Here is an 18,253-nt window from a genome sequence, read left to right on the forward strand (position 1 = left end):
GCGACCGACGACAACGCGGCGAGGCGCGGCCCGCCGCGGAGCGGCTGATGTCACTGCGGGCACGCGAGCCCGGCATGCGGCCGGACAGGGCCTAGCAGCCGCAGTCGTACGTGTTCCCGGGCCGCCACGCATCCGACGGCACCTCCGCCACCCCAGTCCGTCAGCCGCCAGTCCGTCAGCCGCCAGTCCCGCCAGCGGGGCGCCTCGTCCCCGTACACCGGAACGTCGAGGCAGCCCAGCTCGTCGAGCGAGGCCACCCCGACCTTGACCAGGGACTCCTTGCGCACCCACTGGCGCAGGAACGCCCGCCGGGGGTCCGGGTGCGCTCGCAGTGCCGCCAACTCCCTTTCGTTGCAGGCCAGTTGGGCGAGCCGCCAGTCCAGTGGCCCGCCGCCGTCGGCCTCCACATCGATGCCCACCGGGCCGTGGGCCGCGACGGCCGCGACCCAGCCCCTGGTGTGCGCGAAGCTGACTCCGAGTCCGGGCGACTCCACGAGCCGCGGCCGGCCGTGCGGCCGGTCGCACTGCCCGCAGCTCTGCACGACGGTGAGGCTCTGCGCCGGGCAGCCGAGGAGCCGCCCGGCGCAGAGCCTGACCAGGGCGTGGGCGGCCAGGAAGTCGTCCCGGTCGCCCGCCGACCGGAGGGCGTCGGCCCGGGCCAGTTCGGTACGGGTCAGCAGCGCCCGTACGTCACCGGCCGCGGCCAGCGCCTCTCCGGTCCGCGCGGCCAGCGCGATCCCGCCCCTCTCACCCAGCTTGCCCATCACTGCTTGCGGCGCAGCACCGCGTAGTAGCCCGGCAGCCGCAGGGCGTCGGAGTCCGACTGCGGGTCGATGGCGTGCAGTTCGATCGCCTCGTCGTCGACGACCTCCCAGTCCGTCTCGGGGAAGGCCTCGGTCAGCTCGGGCCGCGTGAAGCGGTGCGAGTGCCGGACACCGGCCGCCTCCAGCGGGCCGACCAGGTCCTCGGCCCGGCCGCGCTTGCCGCCGACGAAGCCGAGGTAGCCGAAGGAGTTGCTGGAGTAGTCGGGCTCGTGCACGATCAGCACCCCGTCGGGGCCGAGCAGCCGGCCGGCGACGGTGGCGAGCCGGGCCCGGGCGGCGCTGTCCAGCACATGGAAGACACCGCGGACGAAGATGTTGTACGGCCCGTCGGCCAGCGCCACGGCCTGCTCGGCATCGGTCATGTCGATCGCCAGGTACGCGACGTTCGGCAGCCCTGCCGCCTCGCGCCTGGCGTGCTCGATGGCGCTGGCCGAGACGTCGACGCCGACGACACGAGGGTAGTGCGGGGCGAGTTCCCGGCTGTAGCGGCCGTTGCCGCAACCCAGGTCGATGACCGGCAGCCCGGCCTTGAAGTGCCGCTCGGCCTGGCCGAGCAGCCAGTGGAACTCCTCGCCGCTGTCGGCGTCCCAGATGACGTCGCCGCCGCGGCCGGTCCGCTCGATGCCGGCCCAGTAGCGCTCCCAGGCGTCGCCCGTGTCACGCTCCTCAGTCTGCCCGGGGACTGAGGTCTCGTCGCCGGGCGGCGGCGAGAAGCGCTCCCAGATCTCCTCCTCGCCGAGCGCGTCGAGCAGCGCGAGGAACTCCTCGAACATCGCCTCGATGACGCCGTCCGGGTAGACGGCGGGCAGGAAGTCCCAGTTGAAGGTGAGGCCGCCGGCCTTCTCGAAGACCTGGAAGTCCAGGGAGACCTGGGGCGTCTGGGAGATGCCGTAGACCGGTACGCCCAGCTCGGTCTCCTCGTACTGCGGCGGGTGTCCGGCGAGGCTCGTCATCACGATGGGCATGGCGGGCGCAAGGGAGCCGCGCAACTTGGTCAGTTCGCGCAGCACCTGCACTCCGCTGAAGTAGCGGTGCTCGAGGTCGGCCCACAGCCGGCGCTGGATCGCCTGGGCGCGCCTGGCGAAGGTGGTGTCCTGCTGTTCGACGGCGAGCAGCAGGGTGGTCGTGGTGTCCGCGAGCAGCGCGTTGACCTGGGGGTGCAGCGGCAGCCGGTTGAAGAGGGGGAAGTTGATGGTGAAGCGAGCCTGCCCGGCGGCCCGGCCGAGGATCTCGGCGTAGGCGGCGGCCAGCACACCGGAGGGAGTCACCTCGCGGGCGTGCGCCCGCTCCTGGATCCGGGTCCACAGGTCCGGGTCCACGACGTGGCTGCGCCGCTCGAACCGTACGGGCAGTGCGGGTGCGTCGGCCGGGCGCTCCGGCAGCTCGGGGGCGGGCGGCAGGGTGGCGAGCCGGTCGCGCCAGTACCACTCGGAGCGGCGGTACAGCTCGCTGTCACGCAGCGAGTTCCCGACTGCGAGCACATAGTCGCGGAAGGTCAGCTCCAGCGGCGCCGGGTCGGCGTCCGGCTCGGTGTAGAAGGTGACCAGGTCGGGGATGAGGACCTGGAAGTAGCTCCAGGCGTCGGCGACCAGGAAGTCCAGCGACAGATGGATCCGGGCGCGGCCGCCGCCGAGCAGGCTGATCCGTACGTCGAACAGCGGCCAGCTGTCGGCGTCCAGCACCTGGTGGGACAACTGCTCGCGCAGGGCGGTCAGTTCGGCTTCCCGCGTCGCGTTTTCGAGACCGCCGAAGTCGGTGACCGGGATCTCGTACGCCGGGATCTGCGCGTACACCTGCTGCGTGCCGTCGGGGAGGATCCGCGTGCGCAGCGCGTCGTGCCGCTCGACGAGCCGTCGCCAGGCGCCCTCGAACCGGGGGACGTCGAGCCGCTCGCTCTCCCACTCGAAGTACCCGTGGCAGCCGACGTTGCCCAGCTCGACCAGTCCGCCGCGGCCGATCCACAGCGCCTGCTGGCTCTCCGTGAGGGGGAACGGCTCGAAGCGCCGCTCCGGGTCCGGGACGATGGCTGGGAGTCCGCCGAACTCACCGCGTCCGGTGGCACGTTCGCTGGTGATGAGGGTGGCGAGTTCGGCGACGGTCGGACAGGTGGACAGATCGGAGAGGCTGAGCTCGACGCTGTAGCGCCGGCGGATCTCGTCGATCAGCTGGAACGCCAGCAGCGAATGCCCGCCCAGTTCGAAGAAGTTGTCGTGGATACCGACGCCGCTGCTGCGGAACGCCTCCTCCCACAGCCGGACGATTCCGTCCTCGACCTCGTTGCGCGGCGCCTCGTAGCCCGCGCTGACGCCCTCGCGGATCTCCGGGGGCTCGGGCAGCCGGCGACGGTCCACCTTGCCGTTGGCCAGCCGCGGCAGTTCGGGCAGCACGACGACCGTGCCGGGCACCATGTAGTACGGCAGTGTGCGGGCCACCTCGGCGCGCACCGCACCGGAGTCCGGCTCCGCGCCGGCCTCGGGCGACACATAGGCGATGAGCCGCTTGTCGCCCGGACCGCGCTCCTGGGTGACGACGACGGCCTCGGCGACGCCGTCCAGCCGAGCGACATGGGTCTCGACCTCGCCCAGCTCGACCCGGAAGCCCCGGATCTTCACCTGCGAGTCCGATCGGCCCAGCAGTTCCACCGCGCCGTCCTCGCGGCGGCGGGCCAGGTCCCCGGTGTCGTACAGCACCGGGTGCGGGTCCCCGTCGACCACGTTGGGACGGAACTTCGTCGCGGTCAGCTCGGGCCGGCCGTGGTAACCGGCGGCGACACCGGCGCCGGACACATGCAGGCGGCCGACCTGCCCCGTCGCCACCTCACGGTCGTCCTCGTCCAGCAGATGGACCCGGAGGTTGGCGATGGGCACACCGACCGGCACCTGCCGGGTCGTGCGGATCTCCTCGGGTGTGGCCTGGCTGGTGAAGTCGATGCCGGCGCCGAGGTCGAGGCAGGACAGCACGTTCGTGGTCTCGGTGGTGCCGTACGTCATCACCACGCGGAACGGCGTGTCGGTGAGCGGCCAGCTGTGCACCCGCTCGGCCGTGGTCACCAGGATCCGCAGCGCGCTGTCGGCCGGCCAGTCGAGGCCCCAGACGGGCTCGGCGAGCGCGGCGACCAGCATGGTGTGCGTGATGCGCTCCCGCACCAGCCAGTCGCGGATCTGCTCGGGGGTCTGCGCCTGTCCGGCTTCGGGGATGTGGATCGCGGCGCCCGTCGGCAGATAGGGCAGCCACTCCATGATCTGTACGGCGAAGCCCGGCGTGGACATCCACGAGGCGCGGTCGCCGGGGCGGACCCCGTACGCGCGCTCGGTCCAGTGCACCAGATTGGTGAGCGCCCCATGCTGCTCCAGGACGGCCTTGGGGGTGCCGGTGGAGCCGGAGGTGTAGATGAGGTGGCTGACGGTGTCCGGGCCGGTGGGGACGCCGGTCGGCGCCTCGGACTGGCCACGGCCGGCCGTGGCCACCTCGGCCCGCACCACGCCCTCGGGTATCCGCGGGCCGAGTTCGGCGGAGGTGAGGACCAGCAGCGGCCCGGCGTCGCCGATCATCGCGGCGAGCCGGTCGTCGGGGTTGACCGGGTCGAGGGCGACGATCGCGGCGCCCGTCTTGAGGATCGCGAGCGAGCCGATGACATAGTCCGCGCTGCGCGGGTAGCACAGTCCGATCCGCTCGCCGGGGCCGGCGCCGTGGGCGATCAGCGCGTGGGCCAGCCGGTTGGTGGCGGCCTCGAGTTCCGTGTACGTCCAGGACCGGTCGCCCTGCACCAGGGCGGGGGCCGCGGGGGTGCGGGCGGCCTGCTGGGCGAGCAGCTCGGGGTATCCGGTGGCGGGGAAGTCGGTGTCGGTGCGGTTGAAGTCGACGAGTGCGGTGGTCACAGCGCGGCCCTTTCTGCTTCTGCGAAGGCTCGGCTGCGCAGCAGCCGCACCGGGAGACTCTTGATCCCCCAGGTGAAGTTGGATGAGTTGAAGACGGCGGGACCGGTGAGTTCGAAACCGTCCAGCACGGCGAGCATCTCGGTCAGCAGGGCGCCGAGTTCGAAACGGGCCAGCCGGGCGCCGAGGCAGAGATGGCGTCCGTGGCCGAAGGCGACATGCCGGTTGGGGCGGCGGTCGACCCGGAAGGTGTGCGGGTCGGTGAAGACGTCCTCGTCCCGGTTGGCCGAGACGTTCCACAGCGTCACCCGGTCGCCCGCGGCGATCGAGACCCCGTTGATCTCGGTGTCGCGCCCGGCGGTGCGCAGCGCGTGCACACCGGGGGTGGTCCAGCGAAGGATCTCCTCGACCGCCGGGGCGATGCCGTCGGGGCCGAGGCGGCGCAGCAGCTCCCACTGCTCCGGCTGCTCGGCGAACATGTGCACCGCGCCGGCGGCGGAGTAGCGGGTGGTCTCATTGGCGCCGGAGAGCACGCCATTGCAGTTGAAGACGATCTCCTCGTCGCTGAGCGGGCGCGCGGTGCCGTCGCCCTCGTCGACGAGGGTGTCGTGGGCGATCTGGCTGACCAGGTCGTCGCCGGGGCGGGCCCGGCGCTCGCCGAGCAGCTCGATGAAGTAGAGGAAGATCTCCGAGTGCGCGTTGCTGCGCACCGTCTCGTCCGGCGAGTCGAAGGCGTCGGTGGTCAGGGCCCCGATCCAGGCCCAGTCGGCGCGCGGAATGCCCATCATCGCGCAGACGACCCGGTTGGGGAGCTGCTTGGCGAGGTCGATGAAGTCCAGCTCGTCGCGCTCGGCGGCCTCGGCCACCAGCTCGCCGACGACCATCTCGACCAGGGCCTCGAGCCGGGGCATCTGCTGCGGTCCGAACGCCTGGTACAGCGCCCGCTTGAGACGGGTGTGCTGGGGCGCGTCGGAGACGATCAGCATCCGCTGGGTGACGGCGGCGACGGCGGCCGGATCGCTGCCCAGCCGCATGCCCTGCCCGGAACTGAAGGTGTCGCTGTCCGCGTAGACCCGCACGATGTCGCGGTGCTTGCTGAGCACCCAGAAGCCGTCGTCGCCGTCACCGCCGCCGGGTTCGGGGTGCCAGTGGACCGGCGAGTTGGCGCGCAGCCAGGTGAACGCGGGCCAGAAGTCGTTGCGGCCGTACGGGGCCGGGTCGAGCAGATCGATCCGCATCTCAGACTCCTCCGCGGGTTGACGCGCGCAGGCTCAGCGGCCGGGTGTCGGTCCAGTGCGCGTCCACATGGGCGGCGCACTCGTCCTCGGTGCCGGTGAACCCGGCCGGCGTCCAGCCGTCGGGCAGAGCGCGCACGGCGGGGTACAGCGCGTACTGCTCCTCGTGGTTGACCAGGACCTGGTAGGTGGTGGGCACGGTGTCCTCCGGGCTCGGGCGGGGTGTTCGGGCCGAGGCACTAGGGGCTGTCCGGCCGATCAGGGCCGGGTAGGAAAGATCCGCCGGACAGCCCCTAGCTGTCAGGCGGGACGGGAGAGCAGGGCGTCGTCGCCGCGCAGCAGCCCGGCCAGGTGCTTCAGTACGGGCTCGGGGCGGCGCAGTACGGCGTGGTGGCCACCGGTTGTGCGGTGCCGGTGGAAGCCGGCCGTGGTGACCGCGGCCCAGCCGTCCAGCTCCGCGGAGGTGACGGTCTCGTCGCCGTCGGCGCCCCAGGCGTGTACGGGGAGGTTGAGGCGGGCGCCGGGCGTATGCGCGTAACTCAGCGACAGCCGCGCGTCCTTGCGGAGCATCTCGACCATCAGGGCGCGGGTGTCGTCGTCCAGGAAGGCGGGGTCGAGCCCGGCCGTGTCGAAGAGCTTGTCCAGCTCCTCGTCGTCGTCGACGATGCCCCGGCCGGCGCCGTCCCAGTGGCCGGGCGCCCGGCAGGCGCTGACGACCAGGGCCCGCGGCGGGACCAGGCGGGCGAGTTCGTAGCCGAGCAGTCCGCCGAAGCTGTGGCCGAAGACGACCAGCGGCCGGTCGGCGGCGACGGTGCGGACCAGTTCACCGGCGATGGCCTCGACTGCCTCGCCGAAGGTGTCCGGCATGGCCTCACGCCAGCGGTTCTCCCGCCCCGGCAGCTGGACGCCGTACACCTGGGCGGTACCGGCCAGCACCGGCTGCCAGGCGCGGAACTGCTGGCACCCGGCGCCCGCCGGGGGCAGACAGAGCAGTGCGGGCAGGGCGCTGTCCTCGGGCCCGCCGGGCCAGGTGGAAATCCAGGTACCCATGACTCAGCCTCCCCCGCCGACGAACTCGCCCGGACGCGCGGCGGCGACGCCGTCGGCGACGGGCCCGTCCGTGCTCGCGGCGGTGGAGCCTGCGTGGGGAGGCTCGCCCGAAGGCGCAGCGGCGGGCGCGGCCGGGTTACCGGCGGCGGGCGCGGCTGCGGTTGCCGGTTCGGCCGGTGGACCGGTCACCGCCGGCCCCGCCGGCCCCGCCGCGAGCCGGTCGAGTGCGGCGGCGAGGGCCGCCGCCGTCGGGTGGGCCAGCAGTGTGCCGAGGGTCGGCCGGAGTCCGGTGCGGCGGCGCAGCTCCGCCACCGCGCGGGCGGCGGCCAGGGAGTGGCCGCCCAGGTCGAAGAAGTCGGCCTCGGGGCCGGGCACTTCGCACTCCAGCACCTCGGCCCACACGGCCATCACCTCGCGCTCGCGCGCGCTCGCGTCGACCACCGGCGCCGACTGCCCGTCGGGGGCGGTCAGTTCGCGCGCCAGCGCCTCCCGGTCGGCCTTGCCGGTGCTGAGGGTGGGCACCCGGTCGAGCACCCGTACGGTGGCGGGCACCGCCGCCTCCGGCAGCAGCTTGCGGCAGCGGTCGGCGACCCGGCCGGCCAGTGTCACCGGGTCGGTACCCGGTGCGGCCACCACGGCGAGGCCCAGCGTCTGCCCGGAGGAGAGCGGGCAGCAGGCCGCGGCGACCACCTCGGGCAGTTCGGCGGCGATCCGTTCCACCTCCCCGAGTTCGATGCGGTGGCCGCGGATCTTCACCTGGTCGTCGCGGCGCCCCCGGTACTCCAGTTCGCCGCTCGGGCGGCGCACCACCAGGTCGCCGGTGCGGTACATCCGGGAGCCGCCGCCCTGGAACGGGTCGGGCACGAAGCGCGAGGCGGTCATTCCGGGCCGTCCGCGGTAGCCCCGGGCGACGGCGGGGCCGCCGAGGTACAGCTCCCCCTCCGACCCGCCCGGCACCGGCCGCAGCTCGTCGTCCAGTACGTACGCCCGGTAGCCGGGCAGCGGTCGTCCGATGGCGCTCACATCGTCACCCCGCTCACTGTCGGCCCAGGTCGCCGCGATGGTCACCTCAGTCGGTCCGTACACATTGAGCAGCCGGCGATCCCGTGCGAAACGCTCGGCGAGCGCGGCCGGGCAGGCCTCCCCGGCCACCACGACCACCTCGGCGGAATCGAGCCCTCCGCCGTGCGCGGCCAGCAGCGAGGGAGTGAGGGATGCGGTGCGCAGCCCGGCGGGCAGCGCCTCGCGCCCCTCGGCGGCGGCCTCACGCAGCCCGTCGAGGGAGAGATCGACCAGGGCCACGCCCTGGCCGTGCACGAGATAGAGCAGCGTGCACCACAGCCAGCCGTCGAACGCGGGCGAGACGGCGTTGAGTCCGAGCCCGCCGGGGGTCAGACCGAGTCCGGCGAGCGCGTCGATGAACGTGTCGAGGCCGCGGTAGGTGACCTCAACTCCCTTGGGGCGGCCGGTTGTTCCGGAGGTGTAGATCAGATACGCGCAGGTGTCGGGGACGGGGACGGTCACCGCGAGCGACCCGGCGGCGGCACGCCGGCACTCAGCCGGGCTCAGGGTGCGGACTCCGGTGAGGTCGAGCCCGGCCGGTACGTCGGCGGCGGCGACCAGTACGGCGGCCTCGGCGTCCCGCAGTACGTGCCCGAGCCGCTCAACCGGATGCCCGGCATCCAGGGGTACGGCGGTGGCACCCAGGCTCCAGACGGCGAGGAGGGCGGGCACGCTCTCCCGGGACCGGCCCAGCAGCAGCCCGACGGCGGTCTCGGGTCCGGCGCCGGCGGCAGCGAGCGCCGCGGCGATCTTTGCCGTACGGGCAGTGAGTGCCGCATACGTCAGGGTCCCGTCGGCGGCGCTGACGGCGGTCTCGTCCGGCCGCTCGCGAGTCCACCGCTCCAGAACCGCGAACAGCGGCGGCAGTGCGCCCCGTTCGTGTCCCGCGTCGCTGTCGTCGGGCGCGGCGTACCGGGGCGGCACACCGCGACGTCCGGGTCCGCCGACCCCGGCGCGCGGTGACCCGCCGTCCTGGGCCTGTGGCGTGCCGCCGGCCGGAATGCCAGGGGTGGCGGTCGCCTGCGCGGGCACGGCGTGCTGGGCGGTCATCCCTCGTTCCTCTCCGTGTCCGAGGGGCGGGCGGGCGCGGTCGCCCGCAGCCGGGGGCCGACCACCTGGCCGCCCGGACCCTGCGGCAGCTGCATCGACTTGGTCTCCAGGAACGCCTCCAGTCCGGCGGTTCCGCACTCGCGGCCGATCCCGGACTGCTTGAACCCGCCGAACGGCGCGGCGGGGTTGAACTGTCCGCCGTTCACGTCGACCAGTCCGGTGCGGAACCGTCGCGCGATCCGCTCGGCACGGTCGTCGGCGCCCGACCAGACCGCGCCGTGCAGCCCGTAGCGGGTGCCGTTGACGATCCGCACCGCCTCGTCCTCGTCGTCGTACGGCATGACGCACAGCACCGGCCCGAAGATCTCCTCCTGCCCGATCGTGGTCAGCGGGTCCACATCGGCGAAGATCGTCGGCCGGACGTAGTACCCGGTCTCCAGTCCGGCCGGGCGCTCCGGACCGCCGCGTACCAGGCGGGCCCCGCCCTCGGCGGCGCCGCGCCGTATGTAGCCGGTCACCCGCTCGTGCGCGGCCGCGGACACCAACGGGCCGAGGTCGGTCGCCGGGTCGCGCGGGTCGCCGGTCACGTATCCGTCCATCGCGTCGCCGGCGATACGTATCGCCTCGTCCTGGCGGTCCCTGGGCACCAGCAGGCGGCTCCACTGCAGGCAGGTCTGGCCGGAGTTGAACAGCATCTGGTCGACGGTGGCGCGCACCGCCGCGTCCAGGTCCGCGTCGTCCAGGACCAGGCTGGCGTTCTTGCCGCCCAGCTCCAGATGGACCCGCTTGACGCCGTCGGCCCCCAGCGCGGACACCTCGCGGCCGGCGCGGGTGGAACCGGTCAGCGACACCACATCGACCAGCGGATGGGTGACGAGGGCCGCGCCGACCGTGCCGCCGGCGCCGACGACCATGTTGAAGACGCCCGGCGGCAGATCGGCCTCGGCGAACACCTCGGCGAGCAGCCGGGCGTGCAGCGGGGTGATCTCGCTCGGCTTGTGCACCACGGTGCAGCCGGCCGCCAGCGCGGGGAGGAGCTTCTGCACGGTAAGGAGCAGCGGGGTGTTCCACGGGGTGATACAGGCGGCGACCCCGGCGGGTTCGCGCACCACGAGCGAGTGTCCGACCCGCTCCTCGAAGGCGTAGGAGGCGGCGGTCTCGACGCAGTGGGCCGCCATGCCGATGGAGAGGCCGACATGGGTCTGACGGGCCATCCGGGCGGGCGCTCCCACCTCGGCGGTGATCACTTCGGCGAACCGGCCGGCCCGCTGTTCCAGGCCCTCGACCACCCGGCGGAGCAGGGCGGCCCGTTCGCGTACGGGCGTGCCGGCCCAGCCGGCGAACGCCGCGGCGGCGGCGCGCGCGGCCAGGTCGCCATCGCGGGCCGTGCCCGCGGGCACGGTGGCCAGGGGCTGTTCGGTACTCGGGTCGGTCACCACGAGGCGGCCGTCGGCGTCGGAGGTGGTCCAGCGGCCGCCGATCCACTGGTCGTCGTAACGGGGCGGCAAGGGGGGCGCGTACGGCTCGGCCTGTGGTGCGCCGGAGTCCTGCGGCACGGTCAGCACGGTCACGGTGGGGTCCTCACTGAGTCGCTTGATCGCTGGATCGCTGAATCACTAAGTCGCTGAAACGCTGAATCGCTGAATCGCAGATCGACGTGCGGGCGGGGCGAGGGCGGCCGGCGGGGCGGCCGGACAGCCCCAGGGGTGTCTTGACGATCAGGCCGCTCAGCCTGCGCCCGCCGGGGAGCGGCTGGTGGACGCGGCGGGGCGCGGTGCGCCGGGCGGCCGCGGGCCGGCGTGATCCGCGTGATCCGCGTGATCCGTCGGACACCCCCTCAACCGGCCAGCCGGGCGAGGCCGGCGGCACGGGCGTCCGGCCTGGTGCGCCGTACCGGCCGGAGCCGGCCGGTCGCGAGGGTGGCGGCCTCCGCCGGGACGGGTGCGGTCGTCCGCATGGCCGCGGTCCTGGCAGTACGGGCCGTACGAACGGCGGCGGGCGCGGCGGGCCCGGCAACAGTCCCGGCACCGGACCGGGCGGCCGGAATCATCGCGCGCAGCAGCAGCTCGGTCTCCCGGGCGGGTGCCACGGCCAGCTCGTCGCGCAGACGCCGCGCGCACAGCTCGTACCAGCTCCGTACGGCCGCGAGTTCGCCCCGCCTGCCGTGCGCCGTCATCAGCGCACGGTAGGTCTCCTCGTGGTGGCGGTCGATCTCCAGCGTGCGCCGGCAGCTCTCGATCAGCTCCGCGAAGTCCTCGCGACCCTCGGCATCGGTGCGCAGGACGACCAGCGCGCGCAGTGCCAGGGACCTGAGGTACTCGCGCTGCTCGGCGACCCAGTCGGCGCTCTCGCCCCGGAGGAACTCGCCGCCGTACAGCGCGATGGCGGCCCGTAAGCGGGTGCGGGCGAGCACGGTGTCGCGCTTGGCCGAGGCCCGCAGTCCCGCGTGCACCAGTTCCTGGAAACGGTCCACGTCGGACCACAGGTCGGCCACGTCCAGGACATAGCCGAAGTCGCGGTAGAGCAGCCGGATCCCGGAGTCCGAGGGCCGTTCCGGGTGCGCGTCGAGCACCCTGCGCAACGCGTGCGCCGCGACCTTCAGGGAGCTGCCTCCGGAGGATCCGTCCGAGCCGGGCCACAGGGCCTCGTACAGCCGGTCACGGGTGAGCGTCTGGCCCCGGTGGATCACCAGGTACTGGAAGAGTCCGCGCGCTTTGCCGGCCCGCCACCGCTCGACGGGGCTGCCGTTCACGGTCAGCTCGAAGTCTCCCAGGAAACGGATCCGAACCTTCCCCAAGCTCTCGGCTCCTCCCCCGAGCTCTCGGCTTCGCTCGAGCAGGGGGGACCCCCATGAGCAGGGGATGCCCCTGTGCCGCGCTTCCTCGGTCACCGCGGTGGTCATCGCTTCCTCCCGGAGGTCCGTCCGTCACATACCGATCTGCGTGCCGATCTGCGTGCGGCGAGTGTGTTCCGGGCCCCTACAACCGCCCTATACCGGCCAGGACTTACGCGTGTAGCTCCGTAATAGGGCGGCTGCCCACACTGATGCCTCGACCACCCCGACCGGCGCCGTTCTCCGAAATGAGGGCTGATACATGACCAGCACCGACACCCGGCTCCAGAAGGTCGTCATCCTGGGCGGCGGCACGGCCGGCTGGATGACCGCCGCGTATCTCGGCAAGGCACTCCAGGGCACCGTCGACATCACCGTGCTCGAGGCGCCGACGATTCCGCGCATCGGCGTCGGCGAGGCCACGGTGCCGAACCTGCAGCGCTCCTTCTTCGACTACCTCGGTATCGCCGAGGACGAGTGGATGCGGGAGTGCAACGCCAGCTTCAAGATGGCCGTACGGTTCGTGAACTGGCGCACCGAGGGGCAGGGTGAGGCCGCGGCGCGTGAGCTTCCCGACGGCCGGCCGGACCACTTCTACCACCCGTTCGGCCTGCTTCCGGACTACGACCAGACTCCGCTGTCGCACTACTGGTTCAAGCGCAAGTACGAGGGCCGCACCACCGAGCCGTTCGACTACGCCTGCTTCCGTGAGCCCCCGGTGATGGACGCGATGAAGGCGCCGCGCTGGCTCGACGGCCGGTCGGCCACCCGCTACGCCTGGCACTTCGACGCCCAGCTCGTCGCCGACTACCTGCGCCGCTTCGCCACCGAGAAGCAGGACGTGAACCATGTCCAGGACGAGATGACGCGCGTCCAGCAGGACGAGCGCGGCTATGTCACGGCGCTGCACACCAAGAGCGGTCAGGTCCTGGAGGCCGACTTCTTCGTGGACTGCTCGGGCTTCCGCGGTCTGCTGATCAACCAGGCGATGGCGGAGCCGTTCATCGACATGAGCGATCACCTGCTGTGTGACAGCGCGGTCGCCACCGCCGTCCCGCACGACGACGAGGCGAATGGCGTGGAGCCGTACACCTCGGCGATCGCGATGTCGTCCGGCTGGGCCTGGAAGATCCCGATGCTGGGCCGCTTCGGCACCGGCTATGTGTACTCGAGCAAGTTCACCGACCAGGACGCGGCCACAGCCGAGTTCTCCGAGATGTGGGGTCTGGACCCCGAGGAGACCAAGTTCAACCACATCCGCTTCCGGGTCGGGCGCAACCGCCGCGCGTGGGTGAAGAACGTCGTGAGCATCGGTCTGTCGTCCTGCTTCCTTGAGCCGCTGGAGTCGACCGGCATCTACTTCATCACCGCGGCGATCTACCAGCTGGCCAAGCACTTCCCGGACAAGACGTTCAACGACGGGCTGGTCAACAGCTTCAACCACGAGATCGAGGTGATGTTCGACGACACCCGAGACTTCATCCAGGCGCACTTCTTCTACGCGCCGCGCAACGACACGCCGTTCTGGCAGGCCAACAAGAAACTGACCCTCCCCGACAACATCCAGCAGAAGATCTCCGCGTACAAGGCCGGTCTGCCCATCAACTCGCCGATCACCGACGAGTCGACGTACTACGGGAACTTCGAGGCCGAGTTCCGCAACTTCTGGACGAACGGCAGCTATTACTGCATCTTCTCCGGCCTGGGCCTGGTCCCGGACGCGCCACTCCCCGCGCTCGCGCACAAGCCCGAGTCGGTGGCCGGCGCCGAGCCGCTGTTCGAGGCGGTCAAGCGCCAGCAGCAGAACCTGCTGGAGACGCTGCCCAGCGCTTACGACTATCTGCGGCGGCTGCACGGCGGCGTGTAGGGCGAACGACCTTCGCCGTCCCCTCGGCGCGGCGGCCCACCGCCGCTTCCACGGCCCGGCAGCACGGCTCTCCCGCCGGCTGCCGGGCCGCACTGCTCCAGCGACCCTTCAGGAGTCAGACATGCCCAACTCCGCGCCCCAACCGGCCGATCTGCGCCCCTTCATGGCCGGGTTCCCGTCCGGGGTCTCGGTCGTCACGACCCTCGACGCCGATGCCTCCCCGCGTGGCATGACCTGCAGTTCCCTGGCGAGCGTCGCGCTCGGCCCACCCACCCTGGTGGTGTGCATACGCACGGCGAGCCCGACTCTCGACGTCCTGCTCGCGCAGGGCCAGTTCGCTCTCAACCTGCTGCACGAGCGGGCGCGGGCCACCTCGGATCTGTTCGCCTCGGGGGCGCCCGACCGGTTCGAACGCACCGAGTGGCGGCTGCCGCTGGGCGCGGGCGGCCCGCATCTGACTGCCGACGCGCACGCCATCGCGGACTGCGCGGTCGTCAAGACCGTCGGCTTCGGGGACCACACGGCGGTCTTCGCCGAGGTGAGCCGGGTGACAGTACGGGAGACGGCGCAGCCGCTGCTCTACGGCCGCCGCCGCTACGCCCGCTGGTCCGACGCCGCGGCGGTACCGCAGCCGGCCGCGGCGCCGTCCGAAGGAGCCGCCCGTGTCCGCCGCTGATCCGCTGCCCGCGCTGCTGGTCGCCGTACCGGTGGTGATCCTCGTCTGCCAGGCGGGCGCGGCGCTCTTCCGCCGGTTCGGGCAGCCGCCTGTGGTCGGCGAGATCGCGACCGGCATTCTGCTCGGGCCGTCACTGCTGGGATGGGTGTGGCCGGGGGCGCAAGCCTGGCTCTTCCCGGACGCCGTGCTCCCGTTCACCTCGATGCTCGGCCAGCTGGGCCTGCTCTCGTTCATGTTCCTGGTCGGTCTGGAACTGGACCTGGGCGCGCTGCGCGGTCACAGCCGGATCGCGGTCGCCGTCAGCCAGGCGGGCATGCTGCTGCCGATGGCGCTCGGCGCCGTGCTGGCGCTCGGGATGTACGGGCAGCTCGCCCCGGACGGGGTCGGCCGGCTGCCGTTCGTCCTGTTCGTCGCGGTGGCGATGAGCATCACGGCGTTCCCGGTGCTGGCCAGGATCCTCATCGACCGGGGCCTGTACGGCACTCCGCTGGGCGCGCTCGCGATGGCCTGCGCCGCCGTGGACGATGTCACCGCGTGGTGCCTGCTGGCCGTGGTGGTCGCGCTCGCGTCGGCCGGCTCCCCGATGGATGCGGTAACCACGGCCGCGCTCGCCGTGGCCTTCGCGGCGTTCATGCTCTACGCGGTGCGGCCGCTGCTCGCCCGGTGGGCGGCACGGGCCGACCGGGCGAACGACGCGATGGTGCTGGTGGCGCTGTGCAGCGGACTGAGCCTGTCCGCCCTGGCCACCGACGCGATCGGGGTGCACGCCCTCTTCGGGGCCTTCCTGTTCGGTGTGGTCACCCCGCGAGGAGCCCAGCGCGTCGAGGTCTCGGCCGCCCGGCTGCGCGCCGTCGCCGTGCCCGTACTGCTGCCCCTGTTCTTCGTCCACACGGGCCTGCGCACGGACATCGAGGTCCTGGCGGCGGACCCGGTGCAGTGGCTCTGGGCGGGTGCGGTCCTCGCCGTCGCGGTGCTCGGCAAATGGGGCGGTGCGGCGGGAGCGGCCCGCGCCTGCGGCCGGTCCTGGCGGGAGGCCCTGTCGATCGGCGCGCTGATGAACTGCCGCGGTCTGACGGAACTGGTGGTTCTCAACATCGGTCTGGAACTCGGCGTCATCGGGCCGCAGTTGTTCACCATGCTGGTCCTGATGGCCCTGATCACGACGGCCATCACCTCCCCGGCGGTCAGCCGGCTGCACCCCGCCCCGACCCCGCTTCCGGCACCACCTCTGGACGTCGCCCCGGATATTTCACCCGCCGTCACGCCGTCCCGGGGCTGACCGACGGCGCGGTGCGACGAGCCGGCCCACGGCAGACCATGCCGTGGGCCGGCTCGACCATCGCCGCCCTAGGTCGCCGTGACCGTCCAGCCGTACGGCGGCGGCTCCTCCCGCCCTTCCACGGTTCCGGCGCCGACGGCCTCCAGGTCGTGGTCGGCGGCCCTCATCAGCTGTACGGCGACATCTCGCATGGCACGGCTCGCCGCCAGCTCGTCACCGATCGCGGGCACGTCCACGTCCTGGGGGTTGCATCGGGCCACTCCATGACCGGTGAGCGTCATGGCCCCGGTATCCAGCACCGCCCGGGCCCGCGTCGTGCCGTCCTCCTCGGCCAGATAGAGGCGAACCTGCCACTCCAGCGTCCGAGTCATCGCGTACCTCCTCGCCCGCGTTCGGCCACTGCGCGCCGCCGCGACGCAGTCCTTCCTGCCTCCAGGATCCACCTCGGGCGGTCAGGCCGCTGGCTGGAGCTCCTGCCGCACCGCGACCGCGTTGAGGCGAATCGTGTACGGCGCGATGTCCTCGATGGTCAGGGAGCCGAGCTTCGCCGCCGGTTTCCTCGTCCTGGAGCGCGAACAGCAGGTCGCGGTAGTAGCTCGTGCTGTCCGCGGCCTCCCGGTAGAAGGAGAGGCCGCACTCGCGCCCGGGATCAGTATGCCGTCCGGGCCGCCGCCGTCCGGCCGGTGCTGCCGGTCACGCGCAGGGGAACGTGCGGGCGGTGGAATCCGCGGCGTTCCGGTAGGCGCGGAACTGCTCCCGTACGAGATCGATGGCGGCATCGAGAGGGAAGATGTCGCGGGTGACGAGCTGTTCGTCGTTGTCGGCTCCGACGGGGTGCCAGTAGACGCCGTCGGCGGTGATGGTGACCTCGGGGATCAGGGTCTGCACGGTGAGTTCCAGGCCGTCGTCGGCGGCCCCCTCATGAGCGAGGGGGCGCACCACCTGGTGCTCGCGGGCGATACCGAGCGAATCGAGGAAGGTCCGCAGGTCCCTCTCCTCGTGCCGGTCGTCGGTGGTGAGCGTGGCGGCCACCCGTACGGTGAAGCCCTCGCCGAGGGCGGTGCGGATGCCGGCGACGGCTTTGGCCCAGGTTCCCTTGCCGCGATGGGAGTCGTGCAGGTCGGGGGTGGCCGAGTCGAGGCTGATCTGCAGAGCGAGGCTGTCGCGGGGCATCGCCCGGAGCATCTCGAGCCGGTGTCCGCGGAAGAGCATGCCGTTGGTGAGGAGAGTGGTGGGCAGCGCGGAGGTGCAGTGGGCGACGATGTCGCCGAGGTCCGGCAGGAGGAACGGTTCACCGCCGGTGAGCAAGATCTCAAGGACTCCGGCGGCCGGGGCTGCGTCCGCGATCTGCTGGACCCGGTCCACGCCCAGAGCGCGCCGGGCTGTCTGCGGTGACGACCGGGCGCAGCAGTAGTCGCAGGCGAGGTTGCAGTCGAAGTTGGTGTAGAGCCACAGGCGTGCCCCGGGACGGCGGTCCGCACGCAGTACGGCGATGGGATCCGGGGGGCGCCCGCGCCGTACCGTAATGCTGGTGCCGTCGCCGGCCACGAACGTGTTGCCGGTACGGACGCACCACGCGGCGGCCAGTTCCGCTTCGTCCGATGACGCGACAGGCAGCGTGACGGCGTCTCCGTCCGCTGTGGCGGAGAGTTTCTCGATCAGCTCAAGGATATCCATCGGGATCACCATCGGGGCGCGATCTGCTGTTCCTCGACCGCTTCGAACAGGTCGGCGTACCCATCGAGTTCAGGGCGCACCCAGCGCTTGAGGCCTTCCAGTTCCAGGATCCTGCGGTGCTCGGGATCATCCCAGTCCATGGCCAGCAGATGTGCTGTCCAGGCGCTGGCGCGGTCGGGGTCGAGGGTGTCGAGCGTGCTGAAGTTGCAGTGGCAGTAGGTGGGACTGGTCCAGAAGGACTCCAGCGTGCCGGGCATCAGCTCGTCCCGTCCGATGGACTCCCAGGTGGTGATGCCGATCGCGGCGGCGTCGGCGTCGCCGTCGAGTACGGCCCGGATGGAGTCGAGTTCGCTGCGGCCGGTGTCGCCGTGCTTGCCGATGTCGCTGTCCGTACGCAGGAGTTCCACGTCCGCGAGAGCGAGGCCCTGGCGGCTCAGATAGTGCAGCGGCAGGATCGCCGCCTGCGCCGAGTCGCGGCTGCCCAGCGCCAGGCGTCGCCCGGTGAGGTCGCCGGGGCCGCGCAGTCCGGCTCCCGCGCGGCATACGAGGTGGCTGCGGAACGCCAGGTCGGTGTCGCGCATGGCCAGCGCCCGGGCGCGGCCATCGGTCTGGAGCACGGTGCGGACCCAGGCCAGGTTGGTGTTCCAGGCGATGTCGACCGTACCGGCAAGCAGTGCGTCGACCTGCCGGCCGTAGTTGGAGAACAGGACGAAGTCCATCTCGACCGGGGCAGTGCGGAAGTAGTCGCGGATGCCTTCCCAGATGGGCACCACGTTGGGGGTGTAGGCCACTGCTCCGACGACCAGCGGTTCCATGCGACTCTTC

General features: G+C 72.2%; 14 protein-coding genes. 3 read left to right on the forward strand and 11 right to left on the reverse strand.

The genetic code is table 11. The annotated features are described in order from the left end of the window. Positions 1–50: 50 nt before the first annotated feature. The 8 genes from NLX86_RS11050 to NLX86_RS11085 all read right to left on the reverse strand — a co-directional run bounded on the left by NLX86_RS11050 (position 51) and on the right by NLX86_RS11085 (position 11,893). Entirely contained in the window at positions 51–764 is a 714-nt protein-coding gene (locus NLX86_RS11050; protein WP_254371465.1) for a 4'-phosphopantetheinyl transferase superfamily protein, read from the reverse strand. Next, the gene (locus NLX86_RS11055; RefSeq protein ID WP_254371466.1) at positions 764–4,702 is read right to left on the reverse strand and encodes an amino acid adenylation domain-containing protein; all 3,939 of its coding nucleotides are present in this window, start codon (positions 4,700–4,702) and stop codon (positions 764–766) included. The genes NLX86_RS11050 and NLX86_RS11055 overlap by 1 nt, the downstream gene beginning before the upstream one ends. Further along, positions 4,699–5,937, reverse strand: a complete 1,239-nt coding sequence (locus tag NLX86_RS11060; RefSeq protein WP_254371467.1) for a cytochrome P450 — start codon at positions 5,935–5,937, stop codon at positions 4,699–4,701. The genes NLX86_RS11055 and NLX86_RS11060 overlap by 4 nt, the downstream gene beginning before the upstream one ends. Before the next feature lies 1 nt (position 5,938). Continuing rightward, complete coding sequence (locus NLX86_RS11065; protein WP_374213867.1) at positions 5,939–6,238, reverse strand: MbtH family protein; 300 nt, start codon at positions 6,236–6,238, stop codon at positions 5,939–5,941. Beyond that, positions 6,235–6,984, reverse strand: a complete 750-nt coding sequence (locus tag NLX86_RS11070) for a thioesterase II family protein (protein WP_254371469.1) — start codon at positions 6,982–6,984, stop codon at positions 6,235–6,237. Before NLX86_RS11070 ends, NLX86_RS11065 begins: the two co-directional genes overlap by 4 nt. Positions 6,985–6,987: 3 nt before the next feature. Beyond that, the gene (locus tag NLX86_RS11075; RefSeq protein WP_254371470.1) at positions 6,988–9,096 is read right to left on the reverse strand and encodes a non-ribosomal peptide synthetase; all 2,109 of its coding nucleotides are present in this window, start codon (positions 9,094–9,096) and stop codon (positions 6,988–6,990) included. After that, positions 9,093–10,604 (reverse strand): aldehyde dehydrogenase family protein, encoded by a 1,512-nt coding sequence (locus tag NLX86_RS11080; protein WP_254371658.1) that lies wholly within the window; start codon positions 10,602–10,604, stop codon positions 9,093–9,095. The genes NLX86_RS11075 and NLX86_RS11080 overlap by 4 nt, the downstream gene beginning before the upstream one ends. Positions 10,605–10,933: 329 nt before the next feature. Then, positions 10,934–11,893 (reverse strand): BTAD domain-containing putative transcriptional regulator, encoded by a 960-nt coding sequence (locus tag NLX86_RS11085; protein ID WP_254371471.1) that lies wholly within the window; start codon positions 11,891–11,893, stop codon positions 10,934–10,936. Between the two features lie 298 nt (positions 11,894–12,191). Between NLX86_RS11085 and NLX86_RS11090 the strand changes: the two genes are divergently transcribed. The 3 genes from NLX86_RS11090 (at position 12,192) to NLX86_RS11100 (ending at position 15,751) form a co-directional block, all read left to right on the forward strand. Next, positions 12,192–13,796, forward strand: coding sequence for a tryptophan halogenase family protein (locus tag NLX86_RS11090; protein ID WP_254371472.1), 1,605 nt, complete (start codon positions 12,192–12,194; stop codon positions 13,794–13,796). A gap of 121 nt (positions 13,797–13,917) precedes the next feature. Next, positions 13,918–14,472: a flavin reductase family protein gene (locus tag NLX86_RS11095; RefSeq protein ID WP_254371473.1), complete on the forward strand. Its 555-nt coding sequence runs from the start codon at positions 13,918–13,920 to the stop codon at positions 14,470–14,472. Continuing rightward, positions 14,459–15,751 (forward strand): cation:proton antiporter, encoded by a 1,293-nt coding sequence (locus NLX86_RS11100; RefSeq protein ID WP_254371474.1) that lies wholly within the window; start codon positions 14,459–14,461, stop codon positions 15,749–15,751. The genes NLX86_RS11095 and NLX86_RS11100 overlap by 14 nt, the downstream gene beginning before the upstream one ends. Before the next feature lie 68 nt (positions 15,752–15,819). On the opposite strand, the gene NLX86_RS11105 is transcribed toward NLX86_RS11100, so the two are convergent. The 3 genes from NLX86_RS11105 to NLX86_RS11115 form a co-directional block, all read right to left on the reverse strand. Further along, a complete protein-coding gene (locus tag NLX86_RS11105; protein ID WP_254371475.1) occupies positions 15,820–16,122 on the reverse strand; it encodes a DUF1876 domain-containing protein in 303 nt (100 codons plus the stop codon). Between the two features lie 322 nt (positions 16,123–16,444). Next, positions 16,445–17,428, reverse strand: coding sequence for a radical SAM protein (locus NLX86_RS11110; protein ID WP_254371476.1), 984 nt, complete (start codon positions 17,426–17,428; stop codon positions 16,445–16,447). Between the two features lie 5 nt (positions 17,429–17,433). Beyond that, positions 17,434–18,243: a phosphate/phosphite/phosphonate ABC transporter substrate-binding protein gene (locus tag NLX86_RS11115; RefSeq protein ID WP_254371477.1), complete on the reverse strand. Its 810-nt coding sequence runs from the start codon at positions 18,241–18,243 to the stop codon at positions 17,434–17,436. Between the last annotated feature and the right edge of the window lie 10 nt (positions 18,244–18,253).

Source organism: Streptomyces sp. A3M-1-3, from assembly GCF_024213665.1.
Classification (GTDB): domain Bacteria; phylum Actinomycetota; class Actinomycetes; order Streptomycetales; family Streptomycetaceae; genus Streptomyces.

What these genes read in the sequence shown, in the direction of transcription:
- NLX86_RS11050 (WP_254371465.1), bottom strand. Translation starts at nt 764, where the DNA reads ATGGGCAAGCTGGGTGAGAGGGGCGGGATCGCGCTGGCCGCGCGGACC.
- NLX86_RS11060 (WP_254371467.1), bottom strand. Translation starts at nt 5,937, where the DNA reads ATGCGGATCGATCTGCTCGACCCGGCCCCGTACGGCCGCAACGACTTC.
- NLX86_RS11070 (WP_254371469.1), bottom strand. Translation starts at nt 6,984, where the DNA reads ATGGGTACCTGGATTTCCACCTGGCCCGGCGGGCCCGAGGACAGCGCC.
- NLX86_RS11075 (WP_254371470.1), bottom strand. Translation starts at nt 9,096, where the DNA reads ATGACCGCCCAGCACGCCGTGCCCGCGCAGGCGACCGCCACCCCTGGC.
- NLX86_RS11090 (WP_254371472.1), top strand. Translation starts at nt 12,192, where the DNA reads ATGACCAGCACCGACACCCGGCTCCAGAAGGTCGTCATCCTGGGCGGC.
- NLX86_RS11095 (WP_254371473.1), top strand. Translation starts at nt 13,918, where the DNA reads ATGCCCAACTCCGCGCCCCAACCGGCCGATCTGCGCCCCTTCATGGCC.
- NLX86_RS11105 (WP_254371475.1), bottom strand. Translation starts at nt 16,122, where the DNA reads ATGACTCGGACGCTGGAGTGGCAGGTTCGCCTCTATCTGGCCGAGGAG.
- NLX86_RS11110 (WP_254371476.1), bottom strand. Translation starts at nt 17,428, where the DNA reads ATGGATATCCTTGAGCTGATCGAGAAACTCTCCGCCACAGCGGACGGA.
- NLX86_RS11115 (WP_254371477.1), bottom strand. Translation starts at nt 18,243, where the DNA reads ATGGAACCGCTGGTCGTCGGAGCAGTGGCCTACACCCCCAACGTGGTG.